Source organism: Caulobacter rhizosphaerae (genome assembly GCF_010977555.1).
GTDB classification, from domain to species: domain Bacteria; phylum Pseudomonadota; class Alphaproteobacteria; order Caulobacterales; family Caulobacteraceae; genus Caulobacter; species Caulobacter rhizosphaerae.
The window spans coordinates 3,999,873-4,016,117 of sequence record NZ_CP048815.1 but is presented as its reverse complement, the minus strand read 5'-3'; the positions used below and the strand labels follow the sequence as shown (position 1 = coordinate 4,016,117).

Here is a 16,245-nt window from a genome sequence, read left to right as displayed (position 1 = left end):
ATCAGGGCCTGATCCGGCCGGGCGAGAGCTGGGCCGAACCGGTCAGTTGCGCGTCGCCGGCGAAACGGCCGACCTTAACGCTCCAGGGACCGGCCGCCAGGGTCCAACCGGGCTTGGCCGTGTCGAAACGCGACAGCAGGCGTCGGTCGGCGGCGAGCGTGACGCGCTGGGTCTGGCCCGGCTTGAGGGCCAGTTTCTTGAAGCCGATCAGCCGATGCGTCAGCCCCTGGCCGGCGGCGTAGACCTGCGGGGTTTCCAGGCCGGCGCGCTGGCCGACATTGGTCACGTCGAAGCTGACCGTCAGGGTCTGGCCGCCCGAGACCTTGAGGTTGGCGTAGCGGTAATGGCCATAGGACAGGCCATAGCCGAACGGGAAACGCGGCGCGGCCTGGGTTCGCTCATACCACCGGTAGCCGACGTCGGCGCCTTCCGGATAGGGCGCGTCGAACGGCGGCGGCTTGTCGGTGACCACGACCTCCTCGCGCCGCGCGACGTCCGCGCCGGGGATTTTCGGCCGCGGCAGTTCGGCCTCGGTGCGGGGGAAGGTGACCGGCAGGCGACCCGAGGCGTCAACCTTGCCAAACAGCACCTTGGCGATGGCTTCGCCGCCGCGCGCGCCGGGATACCAGGCCTCCATCAGGCCCGCGACCTTGTCGACCCAAGGGGTGAACACCGGCCCGCCGGTCTCCATGACCACGATCGTGCGCGGATTGGCCGCCGCCACGGCCTCGACCAGGGCGTCCTGGCCGTCGGCCAGGGCCAAGGGCGCATCGAGCGCCTCGGTGGTCCATTGGGTGACGAAGACGATGGCGACGTCGGCGTCCTTGGCGGCCTGGGCCGCCTGGGCGGCGTTGGTCCCCGCATCGAAGGTCACCGCCGCGCCAGGCGCCTGTCGCCGGATGGCGTCCAGCGGCGAGGAGGCGTGATAGACCACGCCCGCGCCCCAGGCCGGCGCGCCCTTGGGCGGGGCCATGCGGATCGCGTCCTTGGGAATGACCTGCGAGGAGCCGCCGCCCGACAGCACGCCGACGTCGGCATGGCCGCCGATCACGGCGATGCGCCTGGCGCCGGCCGCCAAGGGCAGGGCGCCGTCGTTCTTCAGCAGGACGACGCCCTGTTCGGCCGCCTGTTCGGCCACCGGCGCGTCGGCGGCGATGTCCAGGCCGCCGGCCTTGACCGGATTGTCGTAGAGGCCGCTGGAGAACACCCCCCAGGCGATGCGCTGGGCCATGTCCGTCAGCCGCGCCTCAGGGATCTCGCCCGACTCGATGGCGGCCTTCAGCGGGGCGCCGAAATAGGGTTTTTCGTCGAGTTCCTCACCCGACTGCTGGTCCAGGCCGGCCATCACCGCGGCCTTGGTCGAATGGACCGCGCCCCAGTCGGACATCACCCAGCCCTTCCAACCCCAGTCGCCCTTGAGGGCGTTGAAGATCTCCGGGTTCTCGCAGGCATAGGGCCCGTTGACGCGGTTATAGGCGCACATCACCGAGCCCGGCTGGCTCTGCTCGATGACGAACTGGAAGGCCAGCAGGTCGGACTCGCGCAGCGCCCCAGGGTCGATCACCGCATTGAGCACGTGGCGACCGGTTTCCTGGGCGTTGAGCGCGAAATGCTTGGTGGTCGAGACGATCTTGTTGCTCTGGATACCGCGGATCGAGGCGGCGGCGATCTGGCTGCTGAGCAGCACGTCCTCGCCCAGATATTCGAAATTGCGGCCGTTGCGCGGGTCGCGCACCAGGTTCACCCCGCCGGCCAACAGTACGTTGAAGCCCTTTTGCCGCGTCTGCTTGCCGATCATCCGTCCGCCGTCATAGGCCAGTTGCGGATTCCAGGTCGCCGCCAGCGACAGGCCCGAGGGCAGGGGCGTGGCCTCGTCATCGTCGCGCTGGGCGGCGGCCACGCCAAGACTGGCGTCGCTTTCCAGCAGATCGGGCAGGCCCAGGCGCGCGATCCCGGGCACCAGGCCCGCCGACTTCTGAACGCCCGGCGGTCGATCTTTCATGATCATCGGGAAGACGCCGTGCACGATCCGCAGCTTCTCCTCGCGGGTCATCGCCTTGACCAGCAAGGCCGCCCGCTGATCGGCCGGCAGGCGCTTGTCGCGCCAGGGCTGGTCGGACGCGGCCAGGGCCGGCGCGGCCATCACCGCTAGCGTCGCGCCCAACATCAGGCCGGCGCGCAAGGAACGAGGCATCATCGAGACTCTCCAGTTGGGCCGCCACGCGCCGTCAGGCCAGGGGGGCTTTCCGAGGGGCGCGGGCCTTGGCGGCGGCGCGCGCGGTGGGGGTGAGATCGGCCTTGGCGCCGGCCCGCCGCGCGCGGCCTTCGGCGATGGGAGCGGGATGATCCTCATCGCCGGGTCGATCATGGAATGGGGCGACCCGGCCGCGGCGTGGAGGGCGCGGTCGAACCGCGCCTGGCCGTCAGCGAGAAGCTGACCTTCACCTTGGCGGCGATGGCGTCCGTCGAGGCCCATTCGCCCTGTCCCACCCCGAATGTGGTCCGGTCCAGGGTGGTGGCGCCGCGGGCGCTGGCCGTGTCGCCGTCGATCTTCAGCGAGAACGGCAGGCTGAGCGGCTTTTTGACGCCACGCAGGTCCAGGGTCCCGTCGGCGACGAACCTGCCTTCGCCGGTCTTGCGGAACTTGCTGGCGGTGAAGATGGCCTTCGGGTGCTCGGCGGTATCGAAGAAGTCGCCGCTGGGCAGGCTCTGGTCGCGCTGGTCGTCGCCGGTGGCGGCCGAGCCCACGTCGACGGTCACCGTCAGCTTCGAGCGGTCCAGGGCCTGCGGCGAAAACAGGATGTCGGCGGTCCAGGTCTTGAACTGGCCTTCGATGGCGCTGCCCGACCAGGTGGCGGTGAAGGCCAGACTGGAGCCCTTCTGGACGGTCCAGGCGACGGGGTCCTCAAGGTCGGAGACCGGCGCGGGGGCCTGGGCGGCCGGCTCGGCCGGCGCGGCCGCGATGCCGATCGGGGCGGCGGCGGGCAGGGGGACCCTGGCGACCTCGGCCGGCGGGGCGGCCTTGAGGGCGGGCCTGTAGAGATAGCCGGCCGCAATCACGGCGACGAGCGCCACGGCGGCCAGCCAGGCGCGCGGCTCCTTCCAACCGGGGCGGGCGCCGGGGGCCATGCGGCCGAACACCGCGTCGCGGTCGAGCAGCTGGTGCTTGGCCACCGCCGCGAGGTGCAGGGCCAGCAGGACATAGGCCAGCCAGACCAGCGCCTGGTGGCCGGCCTCGCCGGCCTCGCGCCAGGTCTGCTTGGCGCCGGCGGCCAGCTGCGGCAGCAGCGGCAGGTGCGGCCAGGGGATGGTCCCGTAGAGCAGGGTCGGGATCGGCACCCGACTGGCCGAGACCATGATCCAGCCGGTCAGCGGCAGGCCGATCATGATCCCATAGAAGCCGACGTGCACCAGCTTGGCCGCGATCCGCTCCCAGCCGGGCTGGTCGTCCGGGGCCAGCGGGACGGGATTGACCAGCCGCCAGCCCAGCCGCAACAGGCTGAGGAGCAGGATGGTGATGCCGATCGACTTGTGCAGCTGGAACAGGGCGTAGGTCGCGGGGCCCTTGGGACCGTCGCCCATCCGCCAGCCCAGGATGATCTGGAAGAGGATGGCCGCGGCGATCAGCCAGTGAATGACGATCGCCACCGTCGTGTAGCGCGTACGGCTCTTGGCCATGGACACCTCCCCCAGACTTCCCGCGCCCGACCTATTTCTTGTCGAACTCGATTTCGATGTTCAGCGTGACGTCGTCGCCGACCAGCGGCGCGTACTTGCTGATCCCGAAGGCCGAGCGCTTGAACGTCGTCGTCGCCGAGAAGCCGGTCTTGACGCCGGGGCCAAAGCCCGCGCCGACGCCGTTGAACGTGACGTCCAGCACCACCGGCTTGGTCACGCCATGCAGGGTCAGGTCGCCGGTGATCTTGCCGGTCTGGCCCGGGCCCGGCTCGACCTTGGTGGAGACGAAGGTCGCGGTGGGGAACTTGGCCGCGTCGAACCAGGCCTCGCCGGCCAGTTCCTTGGCGAACTTGAGGCCGGCTTCGTCGCCGCCCGTGGCGGTCTCGATCGAGGCCGGATCGACGCTGACCTTCAAGGCCGCGTTCTGCGGCGCCTTGGGATCATAGTCGAAGCTCGCGTCGATCTTGGTGAACCGGATCTGGTAGAGCGAAAAGCCCAGATGGCTGATCTTGCCGACGATCGTGGTGTGGGTCGGATCGACCCCATAGTGGCCGGCGGGCAGATCGGCCGGCTTGGTCGAGGTCACGCCCGGCGCGGCCATCGCGGCGGGCGCGAGCAGCGTGGCGGCGAGCAGGGAGCAGGCGAGGCGGCGGATCATCAAAGAGACTCCAACGAAAGCGGCGCCGGGCACGATCGTCGTGGGCGCGAGCCTCAGTCGAGCTTTCGCGGCGACCCGAAACAAGGGCCCGGAATTGGACATTGGCGTTTGACGCCCAGGCGGCCGCGGCCGCCGTGGACGCGCGAGGTCCCCGCGATCGCTCGCCAGATTGGACGCCCGCCTTTCGAAAAACGCCGCGCCCAAGGCGATGACATGGCTCTGGGCGGGCGAGCGTGGGCGGCGTTGGCGGTCTGATTGTATGCCAGGGGCATACGCCTGGTCGCTTTTTATCGACCTACAGCCGCGCGGTTCGCGCCGCTATCTGACCGTCGAGAGGATTTCCCATGGGCCAAGCGGTCACCTATCTCTTCGATCCCCTTTGCGGCTGGTGCTACGGCGCCGCGCCGGCGCTTGATCGCCTGCGGCGCGCGGGCGTCGCGCTTCGAACGGCCCCCACGGGCCTGTTTTCGGGCGAGGGCGCGCGCCGCATGGATGCGGCGTTCGCCAGCTTCGCCTGGACCAGCGACCAGCGGATCGCGCGGATGACCGGCCAGGTCTTCTCGGAACGCTACCGCGACACGGTCTTGGCCGATCGCGGCTGCTTGTTCGACAGCGGTCCGGCGACCTTGGCCCTGAGCGCGGTGGCCTCCGTGGAGCCCGATCGCGAGTTCGAGGCGCTCAAGGCCCTGCAGGCGGCCCGCTACGTCGAAGGCCTCGACATCACCGCCACGCCGGTGCTGCGGGCGGTGCTGGAAACGCAAGGCCTGGGCTGGGCCGCGGAGGCCGCCGCCAAAGCCGGTCCCGCCCTGCTCGAGCGCCATCGGCTGCGGATCGCGCAGGCCCGCGGGACGATGAGCCGTTTGGGGGCCAGCGGGGTTCCGACCGTGGTGGTGGGGCAGGGCGCCCAGGCCAGGCTCCTGCCGACCGGCGTGCTGTTCGGGCCGCCGGAGCAACTGACCCAGCATATGGCCGCCGCCGGCGCCGGCGGGTGAGCCTCCAGCCCCCGCCCCGGGCCGATCAGGCGGCGGCGGCGCGCTGAGCCGGAGACCGCTCGTCCAGCACGCGCCGGGTCAGGCATTGGCCCTGCTCGGCGCCGGCCGCGTCGCCGGCCCGGATCGCCGCGACCATCACCCCGGTGGCCTGGACCATGTTGTCGAGGAAGCGCGGGTCGAGCGGCTGAGCGTCGATGGCGCTCGATCGCACCGTATAGGCCGCCAGGCATCGGGTGATCAGATGTAGCGCGCGGTTGCCGGCGTGATCGTGCAGGGTCTTTTGCAACGCGTACCAGGTGGTCATGACGCTGTCCCCCTGGGCGCTGGCCATGCGTCGATGGATGTCCTCGACCAGGGCGATCAGCTCGGGGGACCGGCTTTCGGCGACTTTGCGCGCGGCGCGGATGTTGAGCTGATGGCAGACGACCACGCATTGCTCCTCGGCCGCGCCGGCGGCGGCCAGGTAGCCGTGCATCAGAGCGATGACCGCCTCGCTCTGGGGGAGCCTCAGGTTGACGCCGCCGCTTCGGCCCTTGACGCAGACCACCACCCCGGCGTCCTCGAGAATCCGGATCGCGTCGATCGCCACCGCCAGGCTGACACCGTGCTTTTCGGTCAGGTCCCATAACGACCCCAGCCGGTCGCCGTTTCGGCAGCGCTCGTGGGTGATGCCCTGGCCGATGATCCAGGCCATGTGGCTGGCCCGGTTGGCGCGGATCGTCTCCGGAAGCTGCAACTGCATGCGCAGGGCCTCGGAGGGACCGGCGACCGTGGCCAGGAACCGTTCGAAACCGGCCAGGGCCAGGGCTCGTCCCGGATCGATCGCGCCGCCGGCTTGCGACGGGGCCAGCACCTCGCGCGCCTCGCGCACCTCCTCGGGGGTCACCCCGCTCCAGCGCAGGTTGTCGGACAGCGCGGCGGCCGCGGCGTCCAGGTCGGGGCGCAGAACCACCAGGCCGCCGTTGCGGCCGCGTTGCGGCCGCCCCGCGCCCCGCGCCTGCAGGATCCGGAAGGCTTGCCGCATCAGCCGCACGCCGACCCCGAAATGCTCGGCCATGGTCTTTTCGGATTCGCAGACCGCGCCCGCGGGCCAGCCTTCGCGCTGGATCGAATCCTCGAGCGCCATGGCCGTGGCCGGGCCCAGCCGCCAGGGGGCGATCGAGCCCTTGGCGATGGCGGCATATTCGGGGCCGCGGGTTTCCAGGTCTTGCGGTTCGAGGACGAGGCGAGCGCCGCCGCCCGGATCGATCGTGCGCATGATGGCTTCCTCCCGGCCCTCTGAGGGGCGGTTTGGACGATTAGCTCTCCGGCCAGGATTTGAAGTCAAGTTATTTGGTATAACTATTTTGTCGCAGCGCTCCGCGCCAAGTCGGACAAATCCGGCGCCTGTTTTTGTCCAGGCCGCGTCCCTAGCGTGCCGCGAGCGCCTCGGAACAGAGCAGCGCCAAGTGTGGGGAGGCGGCCGATGGCCATCGTATTGAAGAGGCTGCTCTGCGCCACGGCGGCGTGCGCCGCGATGTTGCTCGGCGGCGCGGCCGCCCTGGCCCAAGGCCAGGATCAGGCCGCCGCGGCGGCGTCATCGCCCGCCTCGGCCAGCGCCTGCGCGGCGCTGGCGCAGGGGGCCCTGTGGCCCGATCCGACCACCAGAATCGACTCGGCGATCCTGCGGCCGGCCCAAGGGTCTCGCGCGCCCGCCCATTGCGAGGTGATCGGCCATCTGCAGGCTCGGACCGGCGTCGATGGACAGGGCTACGCGGTGGGCTTCCATCTTCGCCTGCCGCTCGACTGGAACGGGCGGTTCCTGTTCCAGGGCGGCGGCGGCAGCAACGGCGTCCTGGGCGACGCCATGGGCGCGGTCCCGTTCTTCGGCGGCCAGGTCGCCCTGGCCCAGGGCTATGCGGTGGTCAGCCAGGACTCGGGCCATGACAACCAGCGCAACGCCCTGGCCGAGCACGGCGGCGAGCTGTCCTTCGGCTTCGACCCGATCGCGCGGCTCAACTATGGCCACGCCTCGCTGAAGCTGACCACCGACGCGGCCAAGGCCGGCGTGCGCGCCTTCTATGGCCGCGCTCCGGTGCGGTCGTATTTCGCCGGCTGCTCGAAGGGCGGCCAGGAGGGCATGGCGCTGGCCCAGCGCTATCCCGACGCCTTCGACGGCGTCCTGGCCGGGGCGCCCGGCTTTTCACTGCCGCGCGCGGCGCTGGCCGAGGCCTGGAGCACCCAGACCTTCGGACGGCTGGTCGCCAACCCCGCGCCGAGCGTGCGCGACCTGGTCGGGACCTTTTCCGACACGGACCTGGGCCTGGTGCAAAAGGCGGTTCTGGCGGCCTGCGACCGCGACGACGGCTTGGCCGACGGCGTCGTCGGCGCCTTTGAAGCCTGTTCGACCGCCAAGGTTCGCCCGCGGCTCAAGCGCGTCACCTGTTCCGGCGCCAAGGCCGACGGATGCCTGACCTCGGCCCAGGTGGGGGCCATGCTGCGGGTGTTCGCCGGCCCCAAGACCAAGGCCGGCGCGGCGCTCTACAGCGACTGGCCCTGGGATGGCGGGCTCGCCGCGCCGGGCTGGCGGCTTTGGACCCTGGGCCTGACCCAGCCGCCGCTGCCGGCCTTCAACGTCTCCCTGGGCATGGGCTCGCTGGCGGCGGTGTTTTCCACCCCGCCGCGCGGCCTGCCGGACGACAAGGCCAAGATGGCCTTCGCGATGGCCTACGACTTTGATCGCGACGCGGCCAAGATCTACGCCGTGGCCCCGCCGTTCACCCGTTCGGCCTGGGAGGACAACGCCGCGCGCTCATCCGACCTGGCCGCGTTCAAGGCCCGTGGCGGCCGCCTGATCGTGCCGCATGGCGCCTCGGACGCCGTCTTCTCGATCAACGACACCCTGGCCTGGTATCGGGAGGTCGATGCGCGCTTCGACGGCCGGGCGGCCGAGTTCGTTCGGGTCTTTCCCGTCCCGGGCATGAACCACTGCATGGGCGGGCCGGCGACCGACCAGTTCGACGCCTTCACCGCCTTGGTGGCCTGGGTGGAGCAGGGCCAGGCCCCGGATCGGATCCTCGCCACGGCCGGGCGCGATGCGCCGTGGCCGGGCCGCACCCGCCCGCTGTGCGCCTATCCCGCCATCGCCGTCTATTCGGGGCGCGGCGATCCCGAGCGCGCCGAAAGCTTCTCTTGCCGGCGCGGCGGGCCTGGCAAGGGGCCGCCCAACAAACGCTCTTCCTAGTCGAAGGCCCGTCCCGATCACGACGATCGGTCTGACGGGGCGGCGCGGTGATGCGGGCGGGGTCTGGAACGACGCCGCGGCCGCGCCTGGCGCCGGGCCTGTCCGAACGCCGACCCTCGCCGCCTTTCACCTTGGCCGCGCCGACGCGCGGCCTGGAGGCGACCTCCAGGCCGGGGCGCCAGCAAGGTCGGCCCTCATCGCGCCGGAGCCAGGCTTTCCCATGTCAGACGACCCGGCCGCGCCACGCTGCAAGGACCCCACGCCCGACCTTGGCGGCCTGGAAAACAATATCGGCCTGCGCCTGCGCCTGGCGCAGCTCGCCGTCTTCCAAGACCTGATCACGACCTTGCGGCCCCATGGGCTGCGGGTGACGGAGTTCTCGGTGCTGGTGGTCATCGGCAAGACGCCAGGCCTCACGCAGCAGGCCATCAGCGCGGCGTTGCAGATCCAGCCGCCGAACCTGAAGACCATCATCGACGGGCTGCGCCGCCAGGGGCTGGTGCGGCGCTCGCCCGTGGCGGCCGACCGGCGGCTGCGCGCCCTGTCGCTGACCGCGCAAGGCCAGCGGTTGCTGGCCCTGGCCAGTGAAGCCCACGCGGGCCACGATCGCCGGCTGCTGGCCTGTCTGGGGGACGCGGACATTGCCGCAGTGCTGGAGGCCTTGAAGCGGATCGCGGCGCTCTAGGCGCGGGGCCCGGTCTTTGAGTCGACCGCCCCGCGCCGCATCGCCGGGAGCGGGCAGTCTCGCCGCGCGCTTATGGCGCTCATCGCTCACGTTTGCCGTCTCCTTGTGCGCCAATGTGATCTATTTTGAGCGTCAATTTCGTGCGGGTAGAGGGGGGCTTCGGCGCAAGGTCGGGAAGGCCAGTCGGGCCGATTACCCTTGACGAATAAGGGATTGTTGCGTCGCCGTACCGCCACGGGATGCGAGGTCAGGCGCGGATATGATGGCTATACGCCATCATGGGCGACGGAATTTTACCGTTTATGATTGCGCATTTGTCATTTTCGATAATAATCAATCGGGGGCGAGGTCGAACCGGCGTCGTCCAATCGAAATAGGGGCGCTCAAGCCCCATTCGGGAGGGAACAAGATATGTTGAGAGGTGCTTTTGTGGCGCCGCGTGCGGCCGTGGGTTACATGGTCGGCGCGAGTCTCCTGGTCATGGCTTCGGCCGCCTCGGCGCAGTCCGTCGCGGGCTCGGGACCGGCGACCGAACTGGACGTCGTGATCGTGACGGCCAACAAGCGGGCCGAGCCCGTGCAAAAGGTCGCCCAGACGATCAACGTCGTTTCGGCCTCGACCATCGCTGATCTGCACGTCCAGAACACGATCGAGCTGACCCAGGTGGTCGGCGGCCTGTCCCTGACCATGACGACCCCCTCCGAGCAGTCGATCTCGCTGCGCGGGATCAAGATGCCCAGCGGCGGCGGCCCCTCGACCAACACCGTCGAGACCTATCTGAACGAAGTGCCGATCACCGTGTTCGACGCCTTCGCCGCCACGCTGGACATCGGCCAGATCGAAGTCCTCAAGGGGCCGCAAGGCACGCTGCGCGGCCGGCCCTCGCCGTCCGGCGCCCTGACCATCGCCACCCAGAAGGGCAGCTTCTCCGAATATAGCGGCTATGCGACGGCCACGGTCAGCGATCATGACGGCCAGCGCGTGGAAGCCGCCTATGGCGGGCCGATCAGCGACACCCTGGCCTTCCGTCTGGCCGGCGTCTACGACCACAACGGCCTGACCGAGGTCAAGAACATCAACAACGGCAAGAGCACCTACCAGGAAACCAAGGTCCTGCGCGGCAGCTTGAACTGGGCGCCGACCGATCGGTTCTCGGCCGACCTGATGGCGCAGTACACCAAGCAGGAAGGCGATTTCTACCGCCAGATCACCGGTCGCGCGCCCTGCGCCGGCGATCAGGGCGGCGCGATCCTGGTCAGCTCGGTGGCCTGCGGACGCACCTTCACCCTGAAGGACAAGATCGCCCTGACCCAGGGCGCCAACCCCAATTCCTATCGCGGCGCGCTGCTGACGCTCAACGCGCGCTACGGCCTGACCGACAACATCGATCTGAACTATGTCGGCGGCTACAACGACACCAAGTACTATACCGACCTGAACTTCGACTTCGCCGGCATCGGCGAGGCCAACAATTTCGGCCGCTACATCGACGTCCTGACCAAGCGCCGCAGCTATTCCAACGAGCTGCGCGTGCAGTCGAACGGGGACGGCTTCTACAACTTCACCTACGGCGTCTTCGCCCAGAACGCGCGCACCAACGGGGTGGCCAACCTGCCGCCGCTGTTCACCGGCCAGCTGAACCGGAACACGACCAAGGACTTCGGCGTCTTCACGACCCAGAAGTTCGCCTTCACCGACAAGGACAGCCTGCAGGTCGGCGTGCGCTACAGCAAGGTCGACATCACCAATCGGGTGAACGGCTCCAAGCGCTCGTATAACGCCACCACCGGCAACGCCAGCTATCAGCACCAGTTCACCCCGGACGTGATGGGCTACGTCTCCTACGGCACCTCGTTCCGTCCCGGCTCGGGCGGCGCCAACGCCGCGCCGCGTCCGGTCATCCCGGCCAGCTTCGGCAATTTCGAGGATGAACACTCGCGGTCGATGGAAGTGGGCTTCAAGACCCTGTGGCTCGAGCGCGTGACGGCCAACATCGCCTACTTCGACCAGAAGTACGACGGCTACATCACCTCGCAGTTCAACGTCGCCTGCACCGGCGTGCCCAACCCCAACGGCCTGGCCTACGGCACCGACAACGGCCTGGCCAACGGGCCCCTGTGTTTTGGCACCATGACCGGCAACGGCGACGCGGTGAGCAAGGGCTTCGAGCTGGAGCTCAACGCCAAGGTCACCGACAACTGGCGGATCGGCGGGATCTTCACCTATACCAAGGCCCACTTCGCCGACGCCGAGCTGCCCTGCAACGACTACAATGGCGACGGCGTCCTGGACGTGAACGGCACGCCGATGGTCCAGAAGGGGCGCTTTGTCAGCCTCTGCCGGTCCAACGGGCCGCTGGGCTCGCTGCCCAGCATCAGCTTCAGCGCCAATACGAGCTATGACTTCAGCCTCGGCCAGTTCCCGGCCTATGTGCGCCTGAACTCGTTCACGCGCAGCAGCTCCTACTTCCCGCAGACCGGCCGGACCTTCTCGGGCTACACCACCGTCAACGGCTCGGTGGGCGTCTTCAATCCCTCGCGGGACTGGGAACTGAGCCTGTGGGCCAAGAACATCTTCAACAAGGTGCAGGAAGACACCGACGGCGGTCCCTGGACCATCTTCGGGGTCCCGTCGGGCCTGCGCATCGGCACGGTCACCAACGATCGTGAAATCGGCGCGACCCTGCGCCGGACGTTCTGACGCGGGCTTCGCCCCGCGCGTGAGCTGACTGGCGGGCCCGCCAGGGTCCCGACAAGGACCCCGTGGCCCGCCGGCCGGCCGTCGTGCGATCATAGGATCTCACTTGCGGCCGGGGTCAGCGCCGCGCCAAGCTTGCTGGTTCCGGACCAGGACGCGGCGGCGCGCGGCGGCCGATCGCGGCGACGGCTTCGGCCTGGTAGCCGGGCCGGTGGTGGCCGTAGTGCTTTTCCAGGGTCTGGACGCTCATGCCCAGATAGCCGGCCGCCAGCCACATGTCCGCCCCGCCCTCCATCAGCCAGGTGGCGGCGGTGTGGCGCATCCAGTGCGGCGTGATCTCCGCCTCCAGCCCCGCGTCGCGCACGCAGCCCTCGAACCCGCGGCGGATCTTGCCGGCCAGCGGTTTGCCGCCGTGGTGCAGCACACTGACCAGCCGGAAGGCCTCGTCGTCCCGCCGCAGGGCGATCTCGCGGGCCTGGTCCATGGCCCGCCAGCGGCGCAGGTGCGCCAGCAGGCGCGGCGGCAACCGGACGACCGGACGGCGCTTGTTGCTCTCGCGCTCGCCGCGGCCGCGCCGATAGACGATCCCCTTGTCCAGATCGACCCAGGCCTGGTGCAGGGCTTCCTCCCAGAGCAGCAGCCGCATGACCTTGTGGCGGGTGCCGGTATAGAGGCCCATCAGGATGAACCGTCGCAGGTGCGCGCGGTTGGCGCGGGCCGAGGGGCCCAGCCGCACCCAGGCGCCGTCCGCCTCGCGCCGCCAGCCCAGGGCCGCCTTGAGCAGCCGGGCGGCCTGGTCGCGGGTCAGGGCGTCGCGCGGGCTGACCGCCTTGTCGGGCAACCACACGGCGGGGCGCTGGGTCAGCTTGTGTTCGCCGTCCCAGTGGGCGATGGCGCTGTTGAGTTCTTCCAGCTCGCGCCGGGCGGTCTCGCTGGAGACCCGCGGCGCGGCGGCGGGGTTTTTCTTGTAGTTGGCGTTGGGCTGGCTCTGGCGGTGGGCCGCATAGGCCTGGCAGGTCGAGCGCTTGACCTGGTCGAGCGTGCGCTCGCCCCACCCATCCAGCAGCTTGGCGATGAAGCCGTCGAAGGTGGCCGGGTCCAGGCCCGAGGTTCGCGCCCGCTCCGCCGCATAGAGCGCCAGGGCCTCGGCCACCAGCACCTTGGCCGGATCGCGCCGTTCGTCCTGGACCGGCGGCGGGGGCGATGCGGGGACGGGGAGGGCGGGCGGCTGCGCCGGGGCCGTGAGGCCGTGCTTGCCGTTCAGGTAGTCGAGGAGTTGGGCTTCGGCCTGCGCGAGCTGGCCAGGACCGCAGCCCGTGCCAAGTTCAGTCTGGCCGTCACGGATGAAATAGGTGTCGGGCAAGGCGCGGCCGGTGCGCGGATCGCGGCGGGCCTTGCGCAGATAGAGCCGGGGACCTTTGGCGGAGCGGGGCATGGGCGAAAGAGCTCGCGAAGCTGAAGCGGCGTGACGAAATACTTCCCGGCGACCTTGGCCGGGACGAGCCGTCCCTTGGCGATCTCGTTGCGCAGCAGGGCCACCGTGATCGGCAGCCTGCCGGCGAAGATCGCCACGGCCTCCTCCAGCCGCAGCGGATCGTCCTCGGCCCAGTCCTCGGGACGTGGGCGGGCGGCGACGCGGTCAAGGCCGGGCATGGTCGGGGCCGGCGCGAAGAAGGTCACCGCCCCTGAGACGAACGGGACGGGCGTGGGGGACAGTGGCGAGACGCCAATAAATTTCGCTCGGCGGGCCCATGACGGCACTATCGTCGGGCCGCGCCCGCCCGCAATCGCGCCCCTTGGCGGCGGCGACAAAGGCAAGCAAAGACAACCGGGCGGAATGACGCCCCGCCTGGCCGACCTCGCCATCGGGCCGGGCCAAGGCGTCGAGCGCCCCTGCACCGATCCGGCGCGCCGGCGACGCGGCCAAGGGTTCTCGCCGGCCGCTTGCGCGGCCGGCTTCACCCGGACGGGAGAGCGGCCGGCGGTCACGCTCGGTCCCGCGGCTTTCGCCGCTCCTGCGGGCGCGACGCCTGGCGGGCAGGCTTTGGCCTGCCGCCGGCCGCTCGACGCCGCCTCCCGCCACGCGCTTGGCGCGGGCTCCTGTGCAGGCTTCATCTTGCGAAGAGGCGGCCGCTGGCCGCGGGGCTTGGGGCTCCGCCCCCGGCGCGCTTCGGATCGGCTTCCGCCCAGCTTCGGGCCCGGACGGGACAGTCGGGTCGCACGGGCAGGCAAGGCCCTGCAGCCGGGTCCCCGCGAAGCCGCCCCTCCGCTTGCACCCCCGAAGGGGCGCTGGAGCGGCGAAACCATTGGGAGAAGACCAGCCACAGCCTGCTGGTCGGCGTGATCCTGCACGTGCTCTACGCGGAAGCCGACAAGACCCTGACCGGCGTCGCCAATTTCCTGGCCGATCCCCAGCGGACGATCGAAGCCACCCTTCGCGCCATGATGACCACCAGGCACCTGGGCGACCGGGTCCACCCGGTGGTCGCCAGCGCCGCGCGCGAGCTGCTCAACAAGAGCGACAATGAGCGCTCGGGCGTCCTGTCCACGGCGATGAGCTTCCTGGGCCTCTACAGGGATCCAGTGGTGGCCGAGGTCACCAGTCGCTGCGATTGGCGTATCGCCGACCTCGTCGAGGCCGACCAGCCCGTCAGCCTGTATCTGGTCGTGCCGCCGTCCGACATCAGCCGCACCAAGCCGCTGATCCGCCTGATCCTCAACCAGATCGGCCGAAGATTGACGGAAGACCTGGAGGCCGCACGAACACGGCGCCGGTTCCTGCTCATGTTCGACGAGTTCCGGGCGCTGGGTCGAATGCAGTTTTTTGAAGAGGCCCTGGCCTTCATGGCTGGCTATCGGATCAAGGCATTCCTGATCGTCCAGAGCCTCAACCAGATCGAGGCGGCTTATGGCGCCAACAACGCCATCCTCGACAACTGCCATGTCCGCGTCGCGTTCTCGACCAATGACGAGCGCACCGCGCGCCGGATCAGCGACAGCCTGGGCACCGCCACCGAGCTGCGGGCCATGAAGAATTACGCCGGAAACCGGCTGTCGCCCTGGCTCAGTCATCTGATGGTCAGTCGCCAGGAAACGGCGCGACCGCTGCTGACGCCGGGCGAGGTGATGCAACTGCCGCCGGACGAGGAGGTGGTTCAGGTGTCGGGGGCGCCGCCCATCCGGGCGCGGAAGGTGCGCTATTATCTGGACCGGCGCCTAGCGGACAGGGTGGCGCCGCCACCCGTCGGTCGAACGCGTCTGCCCGTCGCGAATAGAAGCGGAGATTGGGCTGCGGTTCTGTCGACTGATCTCGGCGCCGGCGCCAATCGGGCGGCGACCGCCGACGAAGGCGGTCATCGGATCGAGCCCGAGCTGGCGAGCCAGGAGCCGAAGCCCACGCCGACGCCGGAACCGCGGGTCGATCTCGACCTGGAGGGAGAGGGGGACGAAGCTCAGCAGGCCGCCGAAGTGCAGCGCCGATTCAGGAGCGCGGCGCGCCAGGCGGCGCTCGATCCCGACGACGGCATCCCGCTGTGAGGTCGGGGCGATGAAGATTCAGGCCAAGGTCTTCCTGCCCGGCGAGGTCGCCCGAGTCCTCGATGAGACCGCTCGGCGAACCCGACGATCCAAGTCCGAGATCATGGTCGCGGCCCTGGCGAGCTACCTGTCGCCGGACAGCGCCGAGGCGACCGAAGCGGCGGTGACCCGGCGCCTGGACCGGATGAGTCGGCAGATCGAGCGACTGGAAAGGGACGTGACGATCTCGAACGAGGCGGTGGCGTTGTTCGTGCGGACCTGGTTGCGCAATGCGCCGTCGATGAATTCGTCCGATGATCAGGCGGCTGGACACTCACATGGGATGCGGCCAACTGGATGCCGCACCTGTGGTGGTGAAGATCGCGGGCACAAATATATTACATGCTCCGGCAGAGGCGCTCGACGCCGCTAACGGCGAGTGCGCCCGTACATCGCACGTCAGCCTCCTCATCGAGGGCGGCGCCACGGTTTCCGCGACTTGCCCGCCCGACGGCTTCCAGGCACCCGGTGCCGACGACGCGCGTCGCCAGCTCGAAGTCTATCTTAGGCGCGCGCTTTGCATTTCCACGGAATGTAGCGGCGATATCCTTGGTCGGATCAAGATTGCAGGACTCCCTGCCGCGCTAAAGCCTATCGATACCTGGGCGGCCGTGCAGGATGCTTGCGCCCGAGCCAGCGGAGTTGACATCGACTTCGACGGTGGTGCGCACAGGATCCCTTGCCAAGAACGTCCTATCGGCAAAAGTCGGTGGCACATCCTGTCTGTCGGGCCCAT

The 16,245-nt window shown here is 69.6% G+C and carries 10 protein-coding genes and 1 pseudogene; 6 read left to right on the top strand and 5 right to left on the bottom strand.

What is annotated here, in order from left to right; translation table 11 throughout:
• Position 1: 1 nt before the first annotated feature.
• The 3 genes from G3M57_RS18420 to G3M57_RS18410 form a co-directional block, all read right to left on the bottom strand.
• Positions 2-2,197: a beta-glucosidase gene (locus tag G3M57_RS18420; RefSeq protein WP_163232199.1), complete on the bottom strand. Its 2,196-nt coding sequence runs from the start codon at positions 2,195-2,197 to the stop codon at positions 2-4.
• Between the two features lie 167 nt (positions 2,198-2,364).
• Entirely contained in the window at positions 2,365-3,678 is a 1,314-nt protein-coding gene (locus G3M57_RS18415) for a cytochrome b/b6 domain-containing protein (protein ID WP_163232198.1), read from the bottom strand.
• Between the two features lie 31 nt (positions 3,679-3,709).
• A complete protein-coding gene (locus G3M57_RS18410) occupies positions 3,710-4,336 on the bottom strand; it encodes a YceI family protein (protein WP_163232197.1) in 627 nt (208 codons plus the stop codon).
• A gap of 344 nt (positions 4,337-4,680) precedes the next feature.
• Here G3M57_RS18410 and G3M57_RS18405 point away from each other — a divergent pair, with 344 nt between their 5' ends.
• On the top strand, positions 4,681-5,328 hold the full coding sequence (locus G3M57_RS18405; RefSeq protein WP_163232196.1) for a DsbA family protein: 648 nt from the start codon (positions 4,681-4,683) through the stop codon (positions 5,326-5,328).
• A gap of 25 nt (positions 5,329-5,353) precedes the next feature.
• Here the strand turns inward: G3M57_RS18405 and G3M57_RS18400 are convergent, their stop codons facing one another.
• Positions 5,354-6,586, bottom strand: a complete 1,233-nt coding sequence (locus G3M57_RS18400; RefSeq protein WP_056759140.1) for an FCD domain-containing protein — start codon at positions 6,584-6,586, stop codon at positions 5,354-5,356.
• Positions 6,587-6,793: 207 nt separating this feature from the next.
• Here G3M57_RS18400 and G3M57_RS18395 point away from each other — a divergent pair, with 207 nt between their 5' ends.
• The 3 genes from G3M57_RS18395 to G3M57_RS18385 all read left to right on the top strand — a co-directional run bounded on the left by G3M57_RS18395 (position 6,794) and on the right by G3M57_RS18385 (position 11,936).
• Positions 6,794-8,551, top strand: coding sequence for a tannase/feruloyl esterase family alpha/beta hydrolase (locus G3M57_RS18395; protein WP_163232195.1), 1,758 nt, complete (start codon positions 6,794-6,796; stop codon positions 8,549-8,551).
• 220 nt (positions 8,552-8,771) lie between these two features.
• Positions 8,772-9,236 (top strand): MarR family winged helix-turn-helix transcriptional regulator, encoded by a 465-nt coding sequence (locus tag G3M57_RS18390; protein WP_057185053.1) that lies wholly within the window; start codon positions 8,772-8,774, stop codon positions 9,234-9,236.
• A gap of 480 nt (positions 9,237-9,716) precedes the next feature.
• Positions 9,717-11,936 (top strand): TonB-dependent receptor, encoded by a 2,220-nt coding sequence (locus G3M57_RS18385; RefSeq protein WP_230983667.1) that lies wholly within the window; start codon positions 9,717-9,719, stop codon positions 11,934-11,936.
• Between the two features lie 115 nt (positions 11,937-12,051).
• Here the strand turns inward: G3M57_RS18385 and G3M57_RS18380 are convergent, their stop codons facing one another.
• Positions 12,052-13,368 (bottom strand): tyrosine-type recombinase/integrase, encoded by a 1,317-nt coding sequence (locus tag G3M57_RS18380; RefSeq protein ID WP_163232193.1) that lies wholly within the window; start codon positions 13,366-13,368, stop codon positions 12,052-12,054.
• Positions 13,369-14,210: 842 nt separating this feature from the next.
• Between G3M57_RS18380 and traG the strand changes: the two are divergent.
• Both traG and G3M57_RS27175 read left to right on the top strand, forming a co-directional pair.
• A pseudogene (gene traG / locus G3M57_RS18375) lies at positions 14,211-15,470 on the top strand (IncP-type conjugal transfer protein TraG); the annotation flags it as partial.
• Positions 15,471-15,480: 10 nt separating this feature from the next.
• Positions 15,481-15,882, top strand: a complete 402-nt coding sequence (locus tag G3M57_RS27175; RefSeq protein ID WP_188916137.1) for a ribbon-helix-helix domain-containing protein — start codon at positions 15,481-15,483, stop codon at positions 15,880-15,882.
• The last annotated feature ends 363 nt before the right edge of the window (positions 15,883-16,245 follow it).

Coding starts and splice junctions, on each gene's coding strand:
- G3M57_RS27175 (WP_188916137.1), top strand. CDS start 15,481: ATGAAGATTCAGGCCAAGGTCTTCCTGCCCGGCGAGGTCGCCCGAGTC.
- G3M57_RS18390 (WP_057185053.1), top strand. CDS start 8,772: ATGTCAGACGACCCGGCCGCGCCACGCTGCAAGGACCCCACGCCCGAC.
- G3M57_RS18420 (WP_163232199.1), bottom strand. CDS start 2,197: ATGATGCCTCGTTCCTTGCGCGCCGGCCTGATGTTGGGCGCGACGCTA.
- G3M57_RS18400 (WP_056759140.1), bottom strand. CDS start 6,586: ATGCGCACGATCGATCCGGGCGGCGGCGCTCGCCTCGTCCTCGAACCG.
- G3M57_RS18385 (WP_230983667.1), top strand. CDS start 9,717: ATGGCTTCGGCCGCCTCGGCGCAGTCCGTCGCGGGCTCGGGACCGGCG.
- G3M57_RS18405 (WP_163232196.1), top strand. CDS start 4,681: ATGGGCCAAGCGGTCACCTATCTCTTCGATCCCCTTTGCGGCTGGTGC.
- G3M57_RS18395 (WP_163232195.1), top strand. CDS start 6,794: ATGGCCATCGTATTGAAGAGGCTGCTCTGCGCCACGGCGGCGTGCGCC.
- G3M57_RS18415 (WP_163232198.1), bottom strand. CDS start 3,678: ATGGCCAAGAGCCGTACGCGCTACACGACGGTGGCGATCGTCATTCAC.
- G3M57_RS18380 (WP_163232193.1), bottom strand. CDS start 13,368: ATGCCCCGCTCCGCCAAAGGTCCCCGGCTCTATCTGCGCAAGGCCCGC.
- G3M57_RS18410 (WP_163232197.1), bottom strand. CDS start 4,336: ATGATCCGCCGCCTCGCCTGCTCCCTGCTCGCCGCCACGCTGCTCGCG.